At 45.9% G+C, this 22,503-nt stretch carries 14 protein-coding genes; 2 read left to right on the top strand and 12 right to left on the bottom strand.

Going from position 1 to position 22,503, the window contains the following annotated elements:
• Positions 1-388: 388 nt before the first annotated feature.
• Positions 389-1,417: a UDP-glucose 4-epimerase GalE gene (galE, locus tag GYX26_RS02710; protein WP_174827931.1), complete on the bottom strand. Its 1,029-nt coding sequence runs from the start codon at positions 1,415-1,417 to the stop codon at positions 389-391.
• 680 nt (positions 1,418-2,097) lie between these two features.
• Between galE and GYX26_RS02705 the strand changes: the two genes are divergently transcribed.
• The gene (locus GYX26_RS02705; protein WP_174827930.1) at positions 2,098-3,807 is read left to right on the top strand and encodes a hypothetical protein; all 1,710 of its coding nucleotides are present in this window, start codon (positions 2,098-2,100) and stop codon (positions 3,805-3,807) included.
• A gap of 331 nt (positions 3,808-4,138) precedes the next feature.
• The gene (locus tag GYX26_RS02700) at positions 4,139-5,965 is read left to right on the top strand and encodes a hypothetical protein (RefSeq protein ID WP_174827929.1); all 1,827 of its coding nucleotides are present in this window, start codon (positions 4,139-4,141) and stop codon (positions 5,963-5,965) included.
• Between the two features lie 472 nt (positions 5,966-6,437).
• Here GYX26_RS02700 and GYX26_RS11590 read toward each other — a convergent pair whose 3' ends face one another.
• The 11 genes from GYX26_RS11590 to GYX26_RS02645 form a co-directional block, all read right to left on the bottom strand.
• Positions 6,438-11,528 carry a calcium-binding protein gene (locus GYX26_RS11590; RefSeq protein ID WP_174827928.1) on the bottom strand — a complete coding sequence of 1,697 codons (5,091 nt, stop codon included), beginning with the start codon at positions 11,526-11,528 and terminating at the stop codon, positions 6,438-6,440.
• A gap of 45 nt (positions 11,529-11,573) precedes the next feature.
• The gene (locus GYX26_RS02690; protein WP_174827927.1) at positions 11,574-12,467 is read right to left on the bottom strand and encodes a hypothetical protein; all 894 of its coding nucleotides are present in this window, start codon (positions 12,465-12,467) and stop codon (positions 11,574-11,576) included.
• Positions 12,468-12,637: 170 nt separating this feature from the next.
• Positions 12,638-12,898 carry a hypothetical protein gene (locus GYX26_RS02685; RefSeq protein ID WP_174827926.1) on the bottom strand — a complete coding sequence of 87 codons (261 nt, stop codon included), beginning with the start codon at positions 12,896-12,898 and terminating at the stop codon, positions 12,638-12,640.
• Positions 12,899-12,943: 45 nt separating this feature from the next.
• Positions 12,944-13,837, bottom strand: a complete 894-nt coding sequence (locus GYX26_RS02680; protein ID WP_174827925.1) for a hypothetical protein — start codon at positions 13,835-13,837, stop codon at positions 12,944-12,946.
• A 532-nt stretch (positions 13,838-14,369) separates the two neighbouring features.
• Positions 14,370-15,608 carry an exopolysaccharide biosynthesis polyprenyl glycosylphosphotransferase gene (locus GYX26_RS02675; RefSeq protein ID WP_238791213.1) on the bottom strand — a complete coding sequence of 413 codons (1,239 nt, stop codon included), beginning with the start codon at positions 15,606-15,608 and terminating at the stop codon, positions 14,370-14,372.
• Positions 15,609-15,618: 10 nt separating this feature from the next.
• Positions 15,619-16,440 carry a glycosyltransferase gene (locus tag GYX26_RS02670; protein ID WP_174827924.1) on the bottom strand — a complete coding sequence of 274 codons (822 nt, stop codon included), beginning with the start codon at positions 16,438-16,440 and terminating at the stop codon, positions 15,619-15,621.
• A gap of 144 nt (positions 16,441-16,584) precedes the next feature.
• The gene (locus GYX26_RS02665) at positions 16,585-17,766 is read right to left on the bottom strand and encodes a stealth family protein (protein WP_174827923.1); all 1,182 of its coding nucleotides are present in this window, start codon (positions 17,764-17,766) and stop codon (positions 16,585-16,587) included.
• On the bottom strand, positions 17,664-18,416 hold the full coding sequence (locus tag GYX26_RS02660) for a glycosyltransferase family 32 protein (protein WP_100091124.1): 753 nt from the start codon (positions 18,414-18,416) through the stop codon (positions 17,664-17,666). Before GYX26_RS02660 ends, GYX26_RS02665 begins: the two co-directional genes overlap by 103 nt.
• Positions 18,413-19,888, bottom strand: a complete 1,476-nt coding sequence (locus GYX26_RS02655) for a lipopolysaccharide biosynthesis protein (RefSeq protein ID WP_174827922.1) — start codon at positions 19,886-19,888, stop codon at positions 18,413-18,415. Before GYX26_RS02655 ends, GYX26_RS02660 begins: the two co-directional genes overlap by 4 nt.
• 28 nt (positions 19,889-19,916) lie before the next feature.
• The gene (locus GYX26_RS02650; protein WP_174827921.1) at positions 19,917-20,750 is read right to left on the bottom strand and encodes a hypothetical protein; all 834 of its coding nucleotides are present in this window, start codon (positions 20,748-20,750) and stop codon (positions 19,917-19,919) included.
• On the bottom strand, positions 20,747-22,474 hold the full coding sequence (locus tag GYX26_RS02645) for a biotin--[acetyl-CoA-carboxylase] ligase (protein WP_174827920.1): 1,728 nt from the start codon (positions 22,472-22,474) through the stop codon (positions 20,747-20,749). Before GYX26_RS02645 ends, GYX26_RS02650 begins: the two co-directional genes overlap by 4 nt.
• Between the last annotated feature and the right edge of the window lie 29 nt (positions 22,475-22,503).

The following is a 22,503-nucleotide window of genomic DNA, read 5'->3' as shown; positions in this document are numbered from 1 at the left end:
GTAAAAGGTTGAGTTGTGACAAAAGCACAAACAGGGAAATGGTTTAACCAGAATACAATTGTGGGCAATTATACCGAAAACAAGCTGTCTCTGTGTGACAGCCATCTGTCGCATCAAAAGCAGAAGCAGAATTGTTTTAGTGACAGGAAAAAACATTATGTAAAAATCACTACAATGATATTGATAATTATTATCATTATATTATAATGTGTCTTACCAGTTAGTTAGCGATAGTTAACCGGTAACGATCTCAAGTATCTTTAAACCTATTTTTCAGGAGCGGCTTAGCGATTAGCGTTAAATTTTGCATCAAAACTCAAAAACCGAAAACATCAAAGCCACTGATATCCTCAGTGGCTTTGATGTTTAAGCACAGGAATTGCAGCAATCAGGCCAAATCATCACAGCCATAACCTTGCGGATTGAGCTCTTGCCAGCGCCATGCATCGGCCATCATACAGGCCAGATCACGCTGTGCCTGCCAGCCCAGTTCCTGTGCAGCGCGCTCAGGATTGGCATAGCAGCTAGCTATGTCGCCGGCGCGGCGCGGAACAATCTGATAAGGAATTTTCTGGCCGCTGGCTGCTTCAAAAGCGCGCACAATTTCCAGTACCGAATAGCCCTGACCCGTACCCAGATTGTAAATATGTACACCCGGCCGATTGCCCGTAGCGCGCATAGCACTTAAATGCCCATCGGCCAAATCCATCACATGAATATAATCACGTACACCCGTACCATCGGCAGTAGGATAATCATCACCAAATACCGATAATTGTGCCAGCTTGCCTACCGCTACCTGACAGATATACGGCAGCAGATTATTCGGAATACCATTCGGGTCTTCACCAATCAGGCCGGATTCATGCGCACCAACCGGATTGAAATAACGCAGTAAGGTGATACTCCAGCGCGCATCTGCCGCCTGTATATCCATTAACATCCGCTCTACCATATATTTGGATGTACCATATGGATTGGTTGTGCCACCTGTCGCAGCGCTTTCATCAATCGGAACTGTATCCGGCGTACCATACACCGTGGCGGAAGAGCTGAACACCAGATTAAATACCCCGGCTTTCGCCATTTCTTCCACCAAAATCAAACTACCACTGACATTATTATCATAATATTTCAGTGGCTCGCGCACACTTTCACCTACCGCTTTCAAACCGGCAAAATGTAGCACATGCTCAATGCAGTGACGGGCAAAAATATCTTGCAGCAAACCGCGATCACGAATATCTCCCTGATAAAACGTTACTTCTTTACCAGTAATCCGGCTTAAACGCGGTAATACCGCAGGTGAAGCATTGCACAGATTATCAATAATAACCACATCGTGGCCGGCATTGAGTAACTGTACAGAGGTATGGGAGCCGATAAAGCCGGCGCCGCCTGTTACCAGAATGGCCATAAACTATCCGTAATGCCTTTTTGAACAAAACAAAGTAATAACCAGAAATCAGGCAGCAGTGTGCCACCTGTATAGTCTGACTATATCAATTAAAAACTCATGTGTGAGCAGCATCCTGTAATTATAGCGAGATTGAATTAATAAAAAGTGACTAATTTATAGCGGCAAAGGATGCTAGCCAGCATCGAAACGTAACAACATAATTTACCTGAATAAGCTCCGGCAGCAGTGTATGGATGACTATTCAAGATGTTTTTAACCAACACTTCGTAAATAGTGGCCCTTTATCATCAGAAGATTATTTACACATATTATTCTTTGGTGTACATTTGCGGAACCTCACTACTGCTAGAGCTAGCAGTTAAACAACTTTCAGCAATGTATTATTTCTATATTGTAGCTGTATTAATTTTCTTTCTTTCAACAACCACAAAAGCAGCCCGATTCCGGGTAATCTGCACGTGTTTATCTCTTTCTCAAATAAATAAAAATTATTTTTTTGAAGAAAAACACACAAAATTGTGTGCTATCTGATTACAGATTATATGTATTTAACATACTTATCAAATTAGTTTTGCATAAATATCATTGACTCAATGCATATTACATATGCATAACCAATCTGAATAAGTCCCTATATCATATTTTATTAATGTTTATAACTACACAGATTTAGACAAATGGAAAAATTTATAAAAATATTGGATGAAAAAGGCATTAGATATACGGTTGTAAGTGACGCTATCAGCGTACATCAAAACCTAGATTTTTTTCAAACCAATCTTAAAAATTTGCCTGATAATTTAACAATTTATGGTGGTCTAGTCTTATCTTCTACTAAAATAAAAAAGCTGCCTGATAATTTGACTGTTCAAGGTGAGCTATGCTTAGGACGTACACAAATTAAAGAACTACCGGCAGATTTAAAGGTTGGCGGTAATCTGTATTTGAATTATACGGATATTACAATATTGCCAGAAGATTTAACAGTGAATGGTGATTTGAGTATATGTTGCACTAAAATTGAGAAATTGCCAGAAAATTTAACTGTAGTCGGTAATTTTGACGCTTCAGAAACCGCCATTACCAAATTACCAGACAAATTCAATATAAAAGGTAGTATATGTCTGAAAGATAGCCAAATCAATATTTTACCTGATAATTTACAGGTAAATGGTGATCTGGATTTAAGCAATACACAAATTAATAAACTTCCGGCAAATCTCAATGTGGCCGGCAGCCTGAATCTGCATAATACTAGAATAAACAAACTCCCTGATGATTTGGTTGTAGGGGGAAGTCTGTATTTAAGTGGTACTGATATTAAAAAATTGCCGCCTAATTTAACTATTAATAGAAACTTGAGTCTGGATGGCACAAAAATAAAAAAATTACCGGCAAATCTTACAGTAAACGGCTGGCTGTCCTTGGCAGACACAAAAATCTATCAACTATTGAAAAATTATAATGGCACATTTAATAATCTGAATTTAACCTTTTACAGCATAAAGAAACTTCCAGATAATATAAGAATAAGAAATGATTTAAATCTGGAATTTTCCGATATCAAAAAATTGCCAGACAATCTAAACATAAATGGTGATTTAATTCTGGCGGAGTCGAGGATTGAGAAATTGCCAAAAAATTTAAGTGTAGGCGGGGCACTATATCTTGAATACACAGATATTAAAAAGCTGCCCAAAAACCTTAGCGTTGGTGGTACCCTAGACTTGCGAGGTACCAAAGTTAAAAAATTACCCAAAAATTTCAATGTTAAAAATGGACTGAATGTCAGTTTTACCGCAATTGACAGGCTACCGGAAAATCTGCAAGAAATAAATGAACTGGTTTTAACTGGTACCAAAATCAGAAATTTACCTGATAATCTGCGCATAGAAACTGATTTAAGAATAAGTGAAAGCAAAATAAAAAAACTGCCAGACAATCTATATGTAGGTGATACACTGGATATAAGCAAAACCAAAATTAAATCTTTGCCAGCAGGTTTGAAAGTAGGAAAATGCATGTTGCTGAATGACACTAGAATCAATAAATTGCCGAATAATTTGAAACTTAGTCATGGCATAAATCTAAAAAATACCGCCATCAGATATCTGCCTGAAAATCTGGATGTCAGATGGCTACGTCTGAGCCTTAACAAGATAAAAAACATTGCCTATCGAAAAAACTGTACTTCCAAAAAGAAAACGATTTTTGCTACCTATCTACATGAAGAATTTAAAATTTTTATGAATGAATTCCTCATTGGCAATCTGGAACAATTCGAACAGTATGCCGACAAAGAATTTTACAAGCCAGAAGCCAGTGAACTTAAACAGGCAGCAAGAGATTGTGTCGCGCAGTTGCAGCAAAAACTATCTGTTAAATAATATCTGCTGGTCTATGTGATTGTTTGATTCAGGTAATCATCAATTGATGGTTGCCTGAATTTAGCCAAATAGTAAACCACTAAATTCAGGCTGGCAAAGATTGTATATCGTAATATTGATGTTGTTAACAGCATAGATAAACAGCCTGAAAATATACATAAATATCTAATTAGCATTGTTATGTATTATTTATTTTAGAATTCAATCATTCAGCTTGATATAAGCTTTAGTAGCCGAAAAATAATCATCCATAAATACCCCGGATTTTAGTGCATTAAATCGGCTTAATTTTTTATTAACAACCTAAGTTAAAAACACAGAAAACTAAGTTATGGAACAATTTATCGCACTTCTCGACACACGTGAGATTAAATATTCTATTGAAGATGATACAGTAACAATATTTGAAAATCTTGATCTAACTGGGATGAGAATTGAAGTCTTACCGGATAATCTCATTGTTAATGGCGATCTCGATCTAAAAGTAACAAAGATAAAAAAATTGCCAGATAATTTAACAGTAAATGGTAGATTATGCGTGCGCGGTACCAAAATCAAGGCATTACCTGCTAATTTAAATGTAAAAGGCTCTATAGATTTACTGAAGACTAGAATTGCCTCATTACCGGATAACCTAACTGTAAATGGCGATTTGAATTTAGAGGGAACCCATATTAAATCCTTACCAGCCAATCTTATTGTAAAAGGAAATCTGGATTTGGGCGATTCGCATCTTTTATATTTACCGGAAAAATTACATATCGCTGGTAAACTGGATCTGTCAGATACTAAGATAGACAGATTGCCTGACAATTTAAACGTGCAGGGGGATCTGAATCTTGCGCGTACCCGAATTAAAAAATTACCTAAAAATCTAAATGTAGGGGGTAGTCTCAGACTGAATGATTCTAAAATTAAAATATTACCAGATAATCTGGATATTGCTGGCAATTTGGATTTGAGTAAGACACGAATTAAAAAATTGCCAAGCGGCTTAAAAGTAGGCGGTGAATTAGAACTATACGGTACCAGAATAAAAAAATTACCAAATGATTTAACTGTGACAAATGGCATTGCTTTAGGCGGTTCTAAAATTAGAAAGCTACCTGATAATTTAACCGTCAACAGCTATCTGGATTTAGGTTTTTCAAAAATAAAAAAGTTGCCAGATAATTTAATTGTAAACGGATATTTGGGATTACGCGGCACTAATGTCAAAAAATTATTAAAGCATTCAAATGTGCAATGCACCAGCCTAGGTTTAGAATACGCTAAGATAAAGCAATTGCCAGCTAATACAGAAGAAAAAAACAGTTTATATCTGGATTATTCCAAATTAAAAAAACTGCCGGATAATCTCTGTCTGAAAGGGGATTTAACATTACGCTATGCAGCTATTAAAAAATTACCGGATAATTTGATGGTAGGTGGTGATCTAGATATGAGCCGCACCAGAATTAAAAAATTGCCTGAAAATTTAAAAGTTGAGGGTAAGCTCAACTTTAGCTCAACCAAACTTGAAAAGTTACCGGATAATTTACATATTAGTAGCGATTTAGACTTACATAATAGCAAGGTTAGAAAAATCCCGGATAATTTAAAAGTAAATGGAACGCTGGATTTATATAACACAAAAATTAAAAAGCTTCCCAAAAATCTATTTGTAAAAAATAAATTGTACTTAAGCAATACCAGCATCAAAACTTTGCCGTCTGATTTAAAAGTAGAAGGTGATCTTTGGCTTAGTTATTCCAATATTAAAAAATTACCGGATAATTTAAAGTTAAATGGCGATTTAATTTTAAATAATACAAAAATTAAAAGACTTCCTAAAAATTTATCTGTGAAGAATACTTTAGATATCCGGCATACTAAAATCATTACTTTGCCTGAAGATTTGGCGTTTGGCCGTATCGAATTGAATCCTAAAAAAATAAAAAACATAGTTTATAAAAATTGTCCTTCAGTAAAAGCAACAATTTTTGCAGTCTATTTACAAGGAGAAATCAAAATTGTAGGCGGAAATACTCTGGTAGGTAATTTAGCGGAATTTGAACAGCGTACAGATAAATTATTTTTACAAGCAGAAGCTGATGAATGTAAACAGATTGCTCGAGATTGTGCAGCGCAATTGCAGCAAAAACTATCCCTTAACTAATCTGCTGGTTTATGTGGTGGATTGATTCAGGTAATCCTCAACCGATGATTGCCTGAATTTAGCCAAATAGCAAACCACTAAATTCAGGCCGGCAGTGGTTTTGTCTCGTAATAGCAAATGATATCAGCAGTATAGATAATCAGCCCAGAAACAATTACACTGCTCCTCGTACTGCTTGATTTTAAAACCCTAGCGCTAGTTTTATTAGTCAAACTACCAGCTACAGGAATTTAGTATTCTCTGCCAGAGAAACATTATTTATTAGCCTAAGTAGCAGATGCCATATACAACGACAGGGTACAAAATATATTTATAGCCTGTTGGTATTGAATCGAACTGTTTTTATCGCTACCTGAAAATTTCGGGGTTGAGGGAAATAATATTTATTATGGCTTAGCATCAGCTATCTTTATCCACAATAAAAAGCCTGCAAATATAATTTGCAGGCTTGTCTATACTACATACTTTTTGCTTAACCGCAGTTGGCCGCAAGAATATTCGGCGGGGCAAACTGCTTCACCTCATCCGCCGCCCATATCCGGCCTTCACTGCTGCCACTGGAGAAAGTAGCCATTGCTCCTACCAATTGCTGTACCTGTGCGGCTGTATAGTGCATACCATCCGCAGTATGAATCTGATACTGCCGGTATGACGCATCCGCAAACCAGTTATCCAGCCGTACCTGATCATGTGAACCAACATGGCCGATAAGCAGGTCATCCCCATTGCGGCTTAGCCGCAACTCATCACTACGGTAGTCAACAAAATCCAGAATATCGCCCTGCGATTCATTCGCCGCCTGATCAATCACCTCATCGTGTCCATAACCAGCTCGGAATACATAACGATCCCGCTGCCAGCTACCGCCAACCAGCAAATCATTACCGCTGCCACCTTCCAGAATATCCTCGCCGGCGCCACCAAATAACTGATCATCTCCGGCACCGCCATACAGAATATCATTGCCGTCGCCGCCATCAAGCAAATCATTGCCGCCATAGCCATGTAAAATATCATTACCGCCATAGCCATACATCAAATCCTTGCCGGCTGTACCAAAAAGCTCATTATCCCTATCATTGCCTTCAATAATGCGGTCATACTTGGCGGCATTATGATGCTGTAGGTTATCAGTCAGCTGCTGTAAAGAGCGCGTTATATAAGAATTACCACCATTAGGCTGGGCAAATAATAAATTATTCATATCCAGGCTGTTGGCACGTCCATCCAGATAATAGCCAACCAGATAGATTACATCCCCATTAACTCCATTGGTTACCTTAATGCCTTTTTCGTAAGCACTGATGGACAGATTATCCAGTGGCACATCCACAATCACTATCGACTGCCCACTGTAATCCTCAATTGTGGTAACACCGTCACCACTCTTGAACACAAAGTAATCATCACCTGTACCACCATTCAGATAATCATTGCCTTTGCCGCCCAGCAGCCAGTCACGCCCGTCGCCGCCGTAAAGCCGGTCGTTACCATTACCGCCACTGAGGTAATCATTTCCTTCATCGCCTTGCAGCAGATCATTGCCTTCGCCGCCAAGTATCGTATCATTGCCGGCGCCGCCATAAATCACATCATTACCACCGGCCGTATCCGTATCATTCATATTCATCGCATTACCGCCGCTGAGGAAATCATTGCCCTCCCCGCCATAGAGCACATCATTGCCGCCACCGCCAAAAACGGTGTCGTTGCCGGTACCACCATCAAGGTAATCATTGCCATAGCCACCATCTATATAATCATCACCTTCTTCGCCATAGATGGTGTCATTACCATTATCCTGCGGCCGGTTTTCTTTCGGATTCTTCCAGCCCAGATCGCCGAATAATTTATCATTACCCGCACCACCATAAATCAGGTCATCACCCAGCTGCCCCACCACCAGATCATTACCGTTACCAGCGTAAATAGTATCGTTATAGCTATTGTCTGTAGCCACAATATCCATACCGACACCAGAATTGAAATCACCGAATATCTGGTCATCACCATCGCCACCATAAATGGTATCGCGGCCACCACCACCAAAGAGAATGTCATCGTCGATGCCACCATCCAGTGTATCATCGCCATAGCCGCCAAAAATCATGTCATTGCCAGCGCCGCCGGAAAGATAATCATTCCCCGCCATGGTGGTATTTAGCTCATGGCCTTCACGACCATCATCACCCCATAGTATATCATCGCCATCACCACCGATAATCCAGTCATCACCACCACCGCCAGCCAGCTTATCATTGCCGGTGCCGCCGTCGATGAAATCATTACCATGTTCGGTAATATCTTTATCTAACCAGTCACCATAAATTTCGTCATCGCCAGCGTCGCCATACAGTTCATCATTGCCGGCGCCACCATAAATTTTGTCATTATCATCACCGCCATGAATCACATCATCGCCATAGCCACCATCGAGAATATCATTGCCGGCATCTCCCCAAATATGATCGTTGCCATTAAGCTCGGGATGGGGGCCTTTGGGGTCTGAATCATCACCCCAGATTATATCGTCGTCATCACCACCATAGAGATAATCATCACCACCACCGCCAATAATTTTGTCATTACCGGCACCGCCATAAATAGTGTCATTGCCATGATATTTAGCGTCCAGCATTTTTCCTGTTTCATAAATGCCATCATCGCCAAACAGGCGGTCATCTCCATCGCCGCCAATAATCACATCATTACCACCACCGCCAACTATCTCATCATTGCCGTCGCCGCCATCAATATAGTCATCCCCATGTAAGGCACCCGCCAGCGAGGTTAGGTAGCCTGGCGTTGTAATACCATCGCCATATAAAAAATCATTTCCTTTGCCTCCTACAATATAATCATTGCCAGCCATACCATAGATGATATCGTCACCCTGTTCCGTGCTGCCCGGAGCCACTGAATCACCTTCAATATAGTCATTCAGATTACCACCTACAATATAGTCACTGCCATCACCACCATATAAAAAGTCTCCGCCCACATCCGCAGCATCATCAACCGCTTTGCTGACACCATCAAATATCATAACGTCTCGCTGATCAATATATATGCCCCAGTTCGGGCCGGCATAAATCAGTTTTTTACCGGAAGCCGGCATCGTCCAGCGCTCATCCGGGCGGACACGATTACCCATGGTTAAATGATGATTAGCCCAGATAAAATCATCACCAGCACCACCTTTGATGATGTCGGAGCCGCCACCTCCAGCAAGCAAATCCGTGCCATCGCCGCCCAGAATAATATCGTTGCCGGCCATGCCGTCAATCGCATCTCCTCCATCAAGGCCACTAATCTCATCGGCGCCGTCTGTGCCCTTAATCACATCTTCAAAGCCTTTTTCTTCCACACCACCAATAATCGCACCTTTGGCATTGCGATTTTTCCAATCCCAGTAATATTGGCCGGCTAAACTCTGATCCTGTTCAAAGTGGCCTTCTTTATGAATAATTTTGGTGCGCCAGTCGCCAACAATTTTATTGATTTTATTGTTATTACTATCCTTGAATTTGGGCAGCCTGATACCAAGCTTGCCACCGCCCATATCATTCCAGCCGACAATGGTTAAAACATCATCTTTATTTTCCAGCGACTGAATCACCAGATTGCCGGTGATATTATCCAGATGTATACGCCATTTATTGTCGGCTGAAATCCAGACATTATTTTCTTTTGCTGTCCATTTTATTCTTGAAAATTGTTGATTATCAATAAAAATACTGCCCTTGCCGTCGGAGTCATAAATCTCATCTTTGCCATCGCCGCTATTGAAATAATACTTGTCTGCGCCATCACCGCCCACCAGAACATCATTGCCCTTACCGCCCCTGAGCGTATCATTGCCGGCACCCCCAAACAGATAATCATCACCCTCTCCGCCAGAGATATCATCACTGCCCTTGCCGCCAAAAATCACATCCGCCAGCTTGCCGCCCTCTATCTTGGTATTGCCATTGCCCAGCATCACCACCTGATGGGCGTCATCACCAGCCTTGGCAACCGTACTCCAGCTTTGCCCGGTTTGCTCATCACGAAATACAATCGCATCTTCGGCGCCGAAGCCGTATTGCTTACGAATCGATTCTATTATCGATTTTTGTTGCACATGACTGTAAGACTGAGTAATTTTTAAAGCCTTAGTTTCATGAGTTGACGGTCTATCCTCTAGGGCTTGTTTATATTCATTTGCCTGAGCAAAACGCATTTCCTGAATCATCCAGGTGCGTACCTTAATCCATTCTTCGCCTACATCATCAATTTTGCGTACCGCCGGCGTTTTGTCCGGATTGAGTATCACCACCGGATTAAGCTGCATCAGCGCATTCAGGTACAGCGATACCAGTTGTTGATTGCCTTTTTCTTCCCATGTCTGCAACTGCAATAATAATTTTTCTGGCAGCTCATCAATAAACGCCAGCTGATATTTAAATTCAAACTTGCCTGGCTGGCCGGCAAGTTCCTGGCGATGACCATTCACCGGATCAAAGACAAAACCCGCCCCTTTTTCTGCAAAGTTATCATCCTTAATGCTATTTATCCGCGGATTAGTAGGTTTAAAACAATTGGTATTTAATACCGCCGCCATAACCCATTGTGTTACTGCCTTGCCTCCAGCTACAGACCAGTTATATCTGAATTGTTGTCGTGCACCATCGGTATTTTTCTGATTGTTAAAATAGCTGCCGGTATGTTGGTAAGATGCAGCAGTATATTCCTTATACCATGAGTTTCGTGAACCCTCGTATCCTTTTTCTGCAAGAAAATCTTTAAATGTAGCAAGCATTTTTGTATTTTTTATCCAGCTTGCAGCCAGAGCCTGATCGGAGCCTGGAATAGCAATTTTTGTATAGCCATCATGTTGCGGATTTGGCGGAATATTGTCTGTACCTAAATTCTCATGATTCCAATACATAGTTATAGCAGTAGTTGATGTTGGCATTCCCGAAATTTTATCAATATAGATATTACCATTTTTAATATCTTTCATAATATTGAATAGTTCGTAACTAGCGACCGGACCACTTATTCCAGTTCCGCAGGTTTTCCACATCCTCTCCCACATTAATTCAACAATATCTTCGCCCGTTAATACCTTGCCATTGGGAAGCTTAGCCTTAGCATAGCGTTCGATAATGTTCATCGGCTCATACAGCGTCCAGTAATTAATATCAACATGATTATTTTCAAATACCTTAATATGGAATTTCTTCATTTCTTTATAACTGATATCATTACTTACGCTACCTGATCCGGCTTTCTCTTCTAACATATCCAGATAACCCAAGGCCATACCGCGGCGAATCTTATTGGTTTCGTCGTCCGTTAAAATATGGTGATGCTCTTTCGCCACTGCCTGCATAAATTCCAATGCGCCATTGCCGGTAATGGTATCCGCCGATGCTACCCCATACGCCCATTGAGCATAATGATAGCCACGTTTGGCCAGTTGCTGATACACTTCGCCAACATCGTTCAAATCTCCATTTTCAATCTGTTTACGCCATGCTCTGATTTCAGCTGCCGATACTTTTTGTGCTTCTAACATAGTGTTTTCCTTGAGATAATCAATAGGTTGTACCACTGCTAAAAACTAGGCCTTACCAATCTGTTTACCCAGCAGTTTGCCTTCCCGGCTTACCCGCCAGCTATTCAGTATATTGATAATATTGCCTTCCATCTCCTGCCACTGCGGCAGATAAGTCCGGTTATAACTAATCGATACTCTGATATGCCAGTCATCGTTATAAAACATATGGCTACAAAAATTTTTATACTGGGTGAATTCACACTTAATATAGGTTTTAATATTGCCTGCCTGATCTTTTTTGAGCAAAATATCCTTGGCATTGGCATCCGATTTCCACGGTTCGCCGGTTTCCGGATTAATACCATTATTTGCCCGATATACAGTTAAGTCATACAGCGGTCGTTCCTGCTGAATATAATCAAAATAGGTGATTTCTTTCGCCAATTTGAATTCATTCTGAACAGTGAAGTTAAAATTCAACGGCGCAGCAGCATCATATTCGCCATAGATAATGACATCAGCCCACGGAAAAGGTTTGCCATATGGGATTAAGGTTTCATTATCGCGACGATAATCCACTTCTGTTTGCCGGAATGAAGTATAGACATCACCATCAGTGATGCGATACAGAAAGCCAAACGATTCAATCGGTAAATCATAGGTTTTAGGTGGATGCTGGTATTTGGCTTTGATTTTAGGATCGGCAAAATCGCCCGGATCGCCCATATAACGTGCCCAGCCATCAATCACGCCCGCGGGGATGCTGATGGATTGAGTACCTAGTTTGCCAATGGTGTCATAACGTCCACGACTATCCTGATTGCGGAATGGTTCCGACACTTGCTCAACAATTTGTGTTTCCGGTTGTTTGCCAAAATCTTGGTCACAGCCGGCAAGCAGCAATATCTGCCACAGCAGCACCATGATAAGCACAATCTTTTTATATCCAGACTTCATAAGCAGCCCTGTTGCTCTATTTTATAGAGTAAAAATTAACAGAAATTTTACCAAAAGAAAAGAAAAATAATGCGATTTTAAAATTTTTATTGTTCTAAATTAAACGTTAAGCAACAGTTTAGTATTTATGTAAATGGAATATATTAATAAATATTTACATTGCACTAAACTCAACCAGCGCAGCGAATCATATTGGTTTCATCGGCCGTTAAAATATGATGATGTTCTTTCGCCACCGCCTGCATAAATTCCAGTGCGCCATTACCAGTAATGGTATCCGCGGATGCTACCCCATAAGCCCATTTGGCATAATGATAGCCACGTTTGGCCAGTTGCTGATACACCGCGCCAACATCGGATAAATCGCCATTTTCAATCTGCTTACGCCATGCTCTGATTTCAGCTGCCGATACTTTTTGTGCTTCTAACATGCTGTTCTCCCTAAGATAATCAATAGGTTGTACCACTATTAAAAACTAGGCCTTACCAATCTGTTTGCCCAGCAGTTTACCTTCCCGTGTTACCCGCCAGCTTTCCAGTATCTGCATAATCCTGTCCTCCATTTCCTGCCACTGCGGCAGATAACTACGGCTGTAACTAATCCATACTTGGATATGCCAGTTATCGTTATAAAACATATGGTCACAGGAATCTATATGATGGGTAAATTCACACTTGATATAGGTTTTAATATTGCCGACCTGATCTTTTTTGATAAAAATATCCTTGGCATTGTCATCCCATTTCCACGGCTCGCCGGTTTTTGGATCAATACCATTATTTGCCCGATATACGGTTAGGCCATACAGCGGTTGTGGCTGCTGGATATAATCAAAATAGGTGATTTCTTTCGCCAATTTGAATTCATTCTGAACTGTGAAGTTAAAATTCAACGGCGCAGTAGCATCATATTGACCATAGACACTTATGCTCGCCCACGGAAAGGGTTTGCCATATGGGATTAAGGTTTCATTATCGCGACGATAATCCTCTTCTGTTTGCCGGAATGAAGTATAGACATCGCCATCGCTAATGCGATACAGAAAGCCAAATGATTCAATTGGTAAATCATAGGTTTTAGGTGGGCGCTGGTATTTGGCTTTGATTTTCGGATCGGCAAAATCGCCCGGATCGCCCATATAACGCGCCCAGCCATCAATCACTCCCGCGGGGATGCTGATGGATTGAGTACCCAGCTTACCAATGGTGTCATAACGCCCACGACTATCCTGATTGCGGAATGGTTCCGGTACCTGCTGCGCTGGTTGTTTTTCCGGCTGTTCGCTCAAATAATAGTCACAGCCGGTAAGTAGCAATATCTGCCACAGCAGCACCACGATAAGCACAATCTTTTTGTATCCAGACTTCATAAGCAGCCCTTTTTCTCTATTTTATAAAGATAAATTAACATATTATTTACATTCAGGGAATGGCTGAATGTTGTTTGGTGTTTAAGTTTTCTGTTATTTGATAATTGTTAATGACTAAATAAGGTTTGTGAAATAATTATATTGTTAGGATATGTTATATATGGGGAATAAATATTTATATATGAATAATCTTGGGTTTTGATAATTGGTTATGCATAGATTTAGTTGAGGCATGTTATGCGCTAATTGCTATAGATTGATGTTGGATTCGGCAATGGATGTGATTATTATTTTTTGATACGTGTATATGGATGCGCAGTGCAGGCAGATTTCGATTGGTATGTAATTAAAGGAATTGAATAGATTATAGAAAATGGTGGTAAACAGAAGATTAAGCGATGTTATGAGTATTACTGCTTGGCTGTTTTGATGTTCGTGGTTTGCTTTTTGTTGGATTTATGGGTTTCTGTTTGTGTGTTGCAACGCTACCGGTAAGGTTTTACTGGTAGCGTTTTGTATGGGGATGGCTGGCTTAGCGTGCGCCGAAGCCGGTGAGCATGGTTTTGAGGGTTTTGAAGAATATGAGGATGTCGAGTGAGAAGGAGAAGTGTTTGATGTAGTAAAAATCGTGTTCAATTTTTATCTGGGTTTGTTCGGTGTCGGCGGCGTAGCCTTGGGTAACCTGCGCCCAGCCGGAGATGCCGGGTTTGACGATGTGGCGGTAGTCGTAGAAGGGGATTTCCTGAATAAACTGGTCGACAAAGATTTTTTGTTCGGGGCGAGGGCCGATAAGGCTCATGTCGCCTTTGAGGATATTCCAGAACTGGGGCAGTTCGTCGATGCGGGTTTTGCGGATGATGTGGCCGATGCGGGTGACGCGGGCGTCGCCCAGTTGCGCCATCTGGGCGCCGTTTTTTTCGGAGTCGCTGCACATGCTGCGGAATTTGTAGATGCAGAATTCGCGGCCGCCGCGGCCGACGCGGTTTTGGCGGAACAGGATGTCACCGGGGCTTTCGAGTTTGATGGCGATGGCGGTGATGAGCATTACCGGCAGGGTAAGGGGGGCAGACAGCAGGATAAGCAGGATGTCGGTAAGGCGTTTGATGAGGACATAGGTAGGCGATGGCAGGAGGGAGCCGAGGTCGTTTTCGTACAGGTGATGGATTTTTACGCGGCCGGTCAGGAATTCTTCTACCTGACGGATGTTGTAAACGGGCATGCCGTCGAGAGTTTGGCGGGCAAGGAATTTCTGCCAGTGGTGGTCGAGCTCGGGTTCGTGCAGGTCGGCTACGATGCCGTTGATGGTGGTGGCTGCGGGCAGACCGGGACTGGTGAGTTTTATCCAGTTGACGTTGGGTAGCTGGTCGGCATTGAGGGCGCGGCCATAGGGCAGGTAGGCGTAGGTAGTGATGAATTTGTTGCGGTAGTAGATGTAGGCTACGCACAAAAAGAGAGACAGGCAGCCGGCCATAAACAGGAACCACACGGTATAGGGCAGGTTGAAGAATTTGGCGGCCATCCACATGCCGAAAAACCAGAAGAAGGTATGCGGCAGGGCGATGACGGCGGATTTTCTGCCGGGAAAGTTGCTGAATACGGACAGGGATTTGGTGTTGAGCAGGTGGGCGATGCCAGCAAGGATAGTGCTGGTGATGAAGGCGGCACGCCCCTGCGAGAAGCCTTTGATGGGTTCCATGATGGCCAGTGGCAATAGCATAACCAGCAGGGTTCCGAAGAAGAGGCGGCTTTTATAGGACAGTAATTTTCGCATGATGTGTGGTTTATTTGTTCAGGCGCAAATGTTGGTAGAGGTGCCCCAGCAGACTGGTGGGCAGCAGGCGGCTGCTGCCGCGCAAGGCAAAGCAGCTTAGGGCAGCTAGCAGGGGCTGGCTGCGGAGGCGGCGTTTGAGCCGCAGTAGCTGCCATTCGCTACTGAGGTAGCGCAATCCGCGCCGGCGTGCATGCATATTGTGGCCGGCACGGGCGTAGACGAGGGTTTCGGGCAGGTTGGCAACCGAATAGCCGGCAGCCAGCAGACGCAGCCACAGGTTGTAGTCTTCCATCCACTGGTGGTGCTGATAGCCGCCTACTGCCTGTACGGCGCTTTTGCGGTAGGCCACAGCCATGTGGTTGATAGGGTTGCGCCACTGGGCATAGTGGCGGATGGCGCTGTCGGTAAGGGGTACTTGTCTGACGGCGCTGGTGTGTTCCGGAGTGGTGCTGAATTCGGCTATCTGGCCGCTGAACAGGGCAATTTCTGGATGTTGCTGGATATATGCCCATTGGTGCGCAAAGCGCTCAGGTGCGCAGATGTCGTCGGTATCCATGCGCATGATCCATTCGTGCCGGCAATGCTGCAAGCCGGCATTGAGGGCGTTGCCAAGGCCAACGTGCTGTGGCAGGGGGATGATTTTCAGCGGCAGGCGGGTTTGGTAGTGGCTAAGTACGTGCTGTAGTTCGGTGCCGATGGTGCCATCCAGTACCATGATGATTTCTTCGGCCTGTATGCTCTGGACACACAGGCTGTCCAGACAGGCGCTGAGCCAGCCGGGCTGTTCCTGTGCATACAGGGAAAGCAAAACGGAAAAAGGACGGGTTGTCATGATGTTGGCCGCAGTAGATGTGTATGCACGGGGTTTGTGAAGATTTGTTTATTATATCGCAACAATGTTGGCTGGTGCCGCCTGGCTGGCTGGCGCGGTGGGTTTGTGTAGTTAAATTAAGGCTAGGTGCTGATTTTTTTACATTTATGCACGCTGTTGTGGTGGCTGGCTGCTGTTTTGTTCAAATGAGGCTGGGTTGGGCAGGTAGTGTTCGTAGAATGCGCTCTGGGCGGCGTTGAGCTGTGCCAGTTCGTTGCTGTTGTTGCAGGTATCGTTGAGGCAGACGAAGCGGATTCCGGGGTGCTGGTGCAGGTGGTCGATGGCGCGGTTGAGTTCGGTTAGATTGCTGATATTGCGTACGAAGCCGTCGTTGTGTTTGTGGGGGATGAAGGCGCCGCTGGCCAGATGCCAGTAGCGGTTGAGGTAGATGGTGAGGTCGTTGCGGGCACGGAAGCGGTTGGTGGTGCAGGCGAGGATTTCGGGCTGGAAATGCTGGTAAACCTGTTGCAGGGTGCTGCGGGTATAGGGCTGGGGCTGGTGCCAGTGGGCAAACCAGAAGTAGTGGCGGTGGAGGTATTTAAGCAGGGCGTTGCTGAGTTTTTCGCGCAGGCTGTAGCTGGGGGCGAAAAGGTGCTGTGTGTTCAGGGTAGCGGGCTTATATACGCGGTTAATCAGGGCGATGTTGTTGTTGAGGGCGTCTACCCAGCTATTCTGGCCGCGCAGGCGGCGAAACAGGGCGTTGCGCTTTAGCCAGCCGTGACAGAGGAAGTCGACGGGCAGGCCGTGCTGGAACAGGCGTTCGCGTGGGGTGGGGCGCAGGATAACGGTGTCGTCGTTGAGGTAGACGAAGTGTTCGCTCAGGCCTTGAAGGTTGACCAGATTCATTTCGATGGCGGATGAGTTGAATACGGGCAGGTTCTGCGGCTGGATAAACAGTTGTGTGTGGTTGATGATTTCGATTCTGGGATGGTTGGTTTGCAGCCAGTGCGGGCGCTGGTTGGCGGTAATCAGGTAGATTTTGTGATACCACGGGCAGTTTTGTTCGATGGAACGCAGTACGTAGCGCAGGGTGCCGAAGTCCTGATAGCGGTTGCTGCTGGTGGCATCGCTGCGCCCATCATGCTGGGGCAGGTAGTGGTTTTTTTCGGCCTGCCATGCTGGATCGCTGCCATCTACCCATGGCAGGACGAAGTCAATCGGGGCATTGTCGGTGTTGGTGTTCATTAATGTTTCCGTTTGAGCAGGGCGATGAGTTTCTGGCTGTTGCGGGCGCCGAGGGTGGTACGCAGGAGGTTTAGCAGCCGGCGTTTGAGCTGGTCGATGCATTTGCTGTCGTTGAGCCATGTGCCATCGTAGTGATGAATGCAGACGGTGTTGGCGGTGCGGTTCAGTTCGTGGGTATAGGCGTTTTTGGCCATGAAGTAGTCGCTGGGGTAGACACAGACGTAGCCGGGGATTTCCTGCTGCTGGTTGTTGAGGATAATGCCGTGCTGCTGGTAGAGCTGTTTGAATAGCTGGTTGATGGTGATGAGCTGCTGTGGGTTGAATTCGAGGTTCTGGTATTGCTGCCAGATATCGTGCATCAGGGTGCTGCCGGCTTCGCAGCCCATGACGCCGGCCTGTGGGTTACAGGTGAGCTGGCGGGTGTAGGGATTCATGCCCTGTTCGAAACCGGTAAAGCAGTGATGGTGCAGGAAGGGGTCGAATGAGGCCACCATCTGTACGTCGGTGTCCAGATAGATGCCACCGTGCTGATACAGTGCCTGAATGCGGCAGACGTCGGCAACAAAGGCGTATTTGCCGGCGGCGTAGGCGGCGCGGGCGTAGGGGTTGGCCTGATAGTCGAAGTTGTGTTCGTTCCACAGCTGGATTTGGTAGTCGGGCAGAAACTGGCGCCAGCTATCCAGATAGCGCTGGGTGGTGGCAGGCAGTGGCTGGGGGCCAAACCAGCAGTAGTGAATCAGTTTGGGTATCATTGGGCAGGCCGGCGATAGATGAGAAATAGCAGGAGGCTGAAAGGTATGGCAGCGCTCAGGCCGGTAATGCAGCTGAGTTTAATCCAGTCCAGATAGTTGTGTACGCTGATGTTGCTGACGGGTTGCCAGCCGATGCTGATGCTGATGGTGATGGTGGCAAATACCACCAGCCATAACAGGTAGGGGCGTGCGCAGGACAGGGACAGGATATGCTTACAGGTGTAATGTACCATTTCGCTGCTGCGGTAAAGGAAAGATACCAGTGCAGCCAGCAGGATGCCGGCGCTGCCCCATAGCTGGATAAAGCACAGGGAGCAGGCGATATTGAGGCCTGCTTCAAGCAGTGCCTGTGGTTTGGTGGCCTTGTAGCGGCCGGCGGCCATGATGATGGTCATGCTGGGGATGCGGCTGTTTTCGATGATGCCTACCAGTAAAAACAGGATGGCCAGTAGTGGCTGGTGGTAGTTGGCATCGGTCATGTTGTGGGTGTAGAGCTGAATAAAGGGTGCCAGCAGCAGGCCGGTGCAGGTGTAAACCCAGCCGAGAAAGCACATGAAGAGGCGGTTATAGCGGCAGAAGTTGTGCCGGGTACGCTCGGGGTTGGTGGTGAGGCTGTGGCCGAATATGGCCTGCATACCCTGCGACAGGGACTGCAAGGCCATTTTGATGGCGCCAAAAATCAGGGCATAGACGGCGTAAATGCTGGCGTCTTTCAGTGACAGGAAAAGGGTAATCAGTACCAGCGGGGAGCTGAATATAAGCAGGCCGGTGAGCTGGTGGGTGAGTGCATCCCAGGTTTGTTGCAGCTGGTAGGCGTTGTGTTTGTTGTAGTGCTGGTTCAGGTTGCGGTAGTGGTGTTTGACATAGTGGCGGTACAGCAGGAATTTGCTCGCCTGTATCAGGGTGGAGGCTATTTGTACGGTGAGGATGTTGTAGCCGGCGCTGATCAGCCAGTAGCAGACGGTAATGTTGGCGAGGATGCTGCCGGCCTGTATGGTGGATATGATGTAGGTTTTCTGATCGGCGGTGAGCAGGGCGCGGTAGCTGCCGAAAAAGAAGAAGTCGAGGATGTTGACCGCACCCATTATCAGTACCATGTAGAAGGTGAGGCTGGCGCTGATTTCGTTGTGGGTAAGCCAGGCAAACAGGATGGCCAGTACCAGTAGTGCGATGGCAAACAGGCTGCCGGAAATGCGGTAAAAGTGATGGGTGGCGGCGAGAATGCGGTTGCGCAGCTGGTTGTCGCGGGCAGTTAGTGCCTGATAGAGGGCAACGATGGCAGCGGCGCCAATGCCAGCCTCAAGCAGGGTGAGGTAGGCAATGAACTGTTTGATGGAGGCGAGCATGCCGTTGGTAGCCGAACCATAGGTTACGACGATCAGTGGTGGCAGGATAAACCCGCCCAGTGCAGTTATCAGTTGCAGCAACAGATTGGCGGATATGTTTTTCAGGATAACTGCACGGGTGCTCATGAAGCCTCAAGAGGATTTGCTGACTGGCTTAGTGACAGTTACCGCTGCGCTGCATGCGGCCATAACGGCCGGTAATGGCGTTGATATCATGCATGGCAGAGTTGTCTACACCGCTGAATACAACGCGCATTTTGGCAATGCTGGTGGCGGCGTGGCCAGAATGGCTGTCACTTTCACTATCGCTGTCGCTACTGCTACCGCCTAAAGTGGTGATAAAGGCATCGCTGAATCCCTGCATTTTAGCGCGTGCCATTAGGCTTTCTGCGTCGTCACGCCGGTTGAATACACCGAGGCTAACTTTGCCCTGATTGATGCCGTAGTCAAAGCCATGTTCTTGCAGACGGGCACGGGTGTCGCTGTCGCCACTTGAAGAAAGTGCCACCATGTAACGGGTAGGTGTGGGCGCACGATGTGGTTTGGCTGGGCTGCTAACCTGCTCGATGAAGCGGCTGGTGGTAAACGGCCAGTGGTTAAGCAGGCCTTTGATGCGGTGAAAATCATCTTCTGGCAGGGTAACTGTGGCGGTACAGGTATTGGTTGTAGGTGTAGATGTAGGTGTAGCCGGTTTGTCGGCGTTGGCGGGCGCGTCAGTTTTTGGTTTGTTGGCCGCGGCGGTATCGGTTTTACTGGCGGGTTTGATGGCAGGCACGCTGCTGCTGGCGGCTGTTTCAGCTGCTTCAGTTGTATGGCGCACGCTGATGTCCGGGGTGGCTGGTGCGGCAGCTTCAACCACTTCCGCAGCAGGGCTGGCGGCGCTGGCGGCAGCGGGTGAGGCAGACACGCCATGTACCAGTTTACCAGCTATCATGCTGCCGAAAACAATAATATTTAATGCTACCAAGATTGCAAACAGCCATTTCATGCGTATTCAACCCAATTGAGTAAACCATAAATCACTAAATTATCCACAATTTCAATGCGGTTGTCTAAGACAAATGTATTAGGTAGTGCCTGAGCTACTTTATTGGCTCCGCCGCCGGTAATAATGATGTCGACAGGCTTGCCGTCGCCGACTTTCTGTTGCAGTCGTGCATGCATCAGGATGATGGCACCACAGACTGCATCCATGATGCCGCTGGCCATAGCATTCGGGGTGGTGGTGGCAAATGCATAGGGTTTGCCCAGCGGGCGGTTGAGGTTGGCTGTGCGTTTGGATAATGCTTCTTTCATTAAATGAAATCCTGGCAAGATGCTGCCACCCAGATAATGATTGTTATCGGTAAGTGCATCCACGGTGACGGCTGTACCACAGCTGACCACAACGCAGGCCTGACGGCTGTAGCGCCGGCTACCAATGACGTTAAACCAGCGGTCGGCGCCATGTTCGGCCGGCTTGCGGTAATGATTGTAGATGCCAAGCGCTTCTGGCATGGAAGGCAGCCACGTTACCGGGCTGGGCAGAATGCTGGCGATTTGCTGCTGGCGTGTTTTGCCACAAACAGCGCAGCCGATAATGCGCTGTACACCGGTACCATGTTGTGCCCAGTCCTGTATTAATGGTTGCAGGTCGTAATAGGCTGCTTTGCCATAGCTGAGTATACAGCCGTTTTCTACCCAGGCCCATTTGAGTTTGCTGTTGCCGGCGTCCAGCAGCAGGTAACGTTTTCTGCCGGCCTCTTCAGACTGGCTTTGTGCCGTACCGGGACGCAGGCTGATTTCGCCGGTGACAAAGCTGCGTTCACCGCTGGCGGTTTGCAGCAGCAGGGCACCGGAAGCGGCGATACCGCTGACTGTGCCTTCGGCAATGCTGCTGCCATTGGCTAACAGGTGTACCAGTTGTCCCTGATCGCGGTGCAGCTGGTTGTAATCGGCCAGAAAGGGGCTGAGTCCATCCTGATTGAAACGTGGCAGGTATTGTGCCAGTCGGGACAGAATGCCCTGAAAAATCTGTGTTACCTGCGCTTGTGGCAGCAGCGACAGGATAGCGGTGGCTGTGCCCACCTGATCGGGGATGCTGAAGTTTAAGCCGATGCCGATGATGGCGGTGGTTTGTTTCTGTTGTGGTACGGTTTCAATCAGAATGCCGCCAAGTTTGCTGTTATCCAGCATCAGGTCATTCGGCCATTTGATTTGTGCTGTTATGCCGAGTTCGCGCAGGGTTTGGGCTACGGCCAGTGCCACGACCAGTGCCAGACCGCCCAGTTGAGCCTGTGAGCGCTGAAATGACCAGCTCAGGCTAAACATCAGGCATTCGCCAATGCGGTTTTGCCATGTTTTGCCTTGTCGGCCGCGGCCGGCAGTCTGTTCATAGGCCAGACAGATTTGTGGTGGGGCGTCAGTAGGTGCGCGGCGCACTTGTTCCAGCAGGATGGTGTTGGTGGAAGTGGTTTGTACCAGCAGACGGGGATTAAACCCATACTGGCGGGCACAATTGTTGAAGATGTGTTCTGGTATCAGTGCCAGGGTTTTGGTGAGCTGCCAGACGTCATTGTGCTGGCGCAATAGATTCTGGATGTGGGCAGGCATCTCCTGCCAGGCTGCATTGAGCTGGGGAATTTTTTTATTCAGGGTATTTGCCAGTGTCTGGACATTATGTGCCAGACCATCGGCAAGTAGAGCCAGTAAAGGCCAAAACGGGGTGTTCATAAAATGGCATCACCATAGTTATTATCGAT

The sequence above is a fragment of the Snodgrassella sp. ESL0253 genome, from assembly GCF_013344965.1.
In the GTDB taxonomy this organism is placed as follows: domain Bacteria; phylum Pseudomonadota; class Gammaproteobacteria; order Burkholderiales; family Neisseriaceae; genus Snodgrassella; species Snodgrassella alvi_B.
The sequence above is the reverse complement of the archived record's forward strand: the minus strand, read 5'-3'. Positions and strand labels throughout refer to the sequence as shown.

Excerpts from the sequence above, each read along its gene's own strand:
- GYX26_RS02680 (WP_174827925.1), bottom strand. The coding sequence starts at position 13,837 with ATGAAGTCTGGATACAAAAAGATTGTGCTTATCGTGGTGCTGCTGTGG.
- GYX26_RS02655 (WP_174827922.1), bottom strand. The coding sequence starts at position 19,888 with ATGAGCACCCGTGCAGTTATCCTGAAAAACATATCCGCCAATCTGTTG.
- galE (WP_174827931.1), bottom strand. The coding sequence starts at position 1,417 with ATGGCCATTCTGGTAACAGGCGGCGCCGGCTTTATCGGCTCCCATACC.
- GYX26_RS02645 (WP_174827920.1), bottom strand. The coding sequence starts at position 22,474 with ATGAACACCCCGTTTTGGCCTTTACTGGCTCTACTTGCCGATGGTCTG.
- GYX26_RS02685 (WP_174827926.1), bottom strand. The coding sequence starts at position 12,898 with ATGTTAGAAGCACAAAAAGTATCGGCAGCTGAAATCAGAGCATGGCGT.
- GYX26_RS02705 (WP_174827930.1), top strand. The coding sequence starts at position 2,098 with ATGGAAAAATTTATAAAAATATTGGATGAAAAAGGCATTAGATATACG.
- GYX26_RS02660 (WP_100091124.1), bottom strand. The coding sequence starts at position 18,416 with ATGATACCCAAACTGATTCACTACTGCTGGTTTGGCCCCCAGCCACTG.
- GYX26_RS02650 (WP_174827921.1), bottom strand. The coding sequence starts at position 20,750 with ATGAAATGGCTGTTTGCAATCTTGGTAGCATTAAATATTATTGTTTTC.
- GYX26_RS11590 (WP_174827928.1), bottom strand. The coding sequence starts at position 11,528 with ATGTTAGAAGCACAAAAAGTATCGGCAGCTGAAATCAGAGCATGGCGT.
- GYX26_RS02690 (WP_174827927.1), bottom strand. The coding sequence starts at position 12,467 with ATGAAGTCTGGATATAAAAAGATTGTGCTTATCATGGTGCTGCTGTGG.
- GYX26_RS02665 (WP_174827923.1), bottom strand. The coding sequence starts at position 17,766 with ATGCATCGACCAGCTCAAACGCCGGCTGCTAAACCTCCTGCGTACCAC.
- GYX26_RS02700 (WP_174827929.1), top strand. The coding sequence starts at position 4,139 with ATGGAACAATTTATCGCACTTCTCGACACACGTGAGATTAAATATTCT.
- GYX26_RS02670 (WP_174827924.1), bottom strand. The coding sequence starts at position 16,440 with ATGACAACCCGTCCTTTTTCCGTTTTGCTTTCCCTGTATGCACAGGAA.
- GYX26_RS02675 (WP_238791213.1), bottom strand. The coding sequence starts at position 15,608 with ATGCGAAAATTACTGTCCTATAAAAGCCGCCTCTTCTTCGGAACCCTG.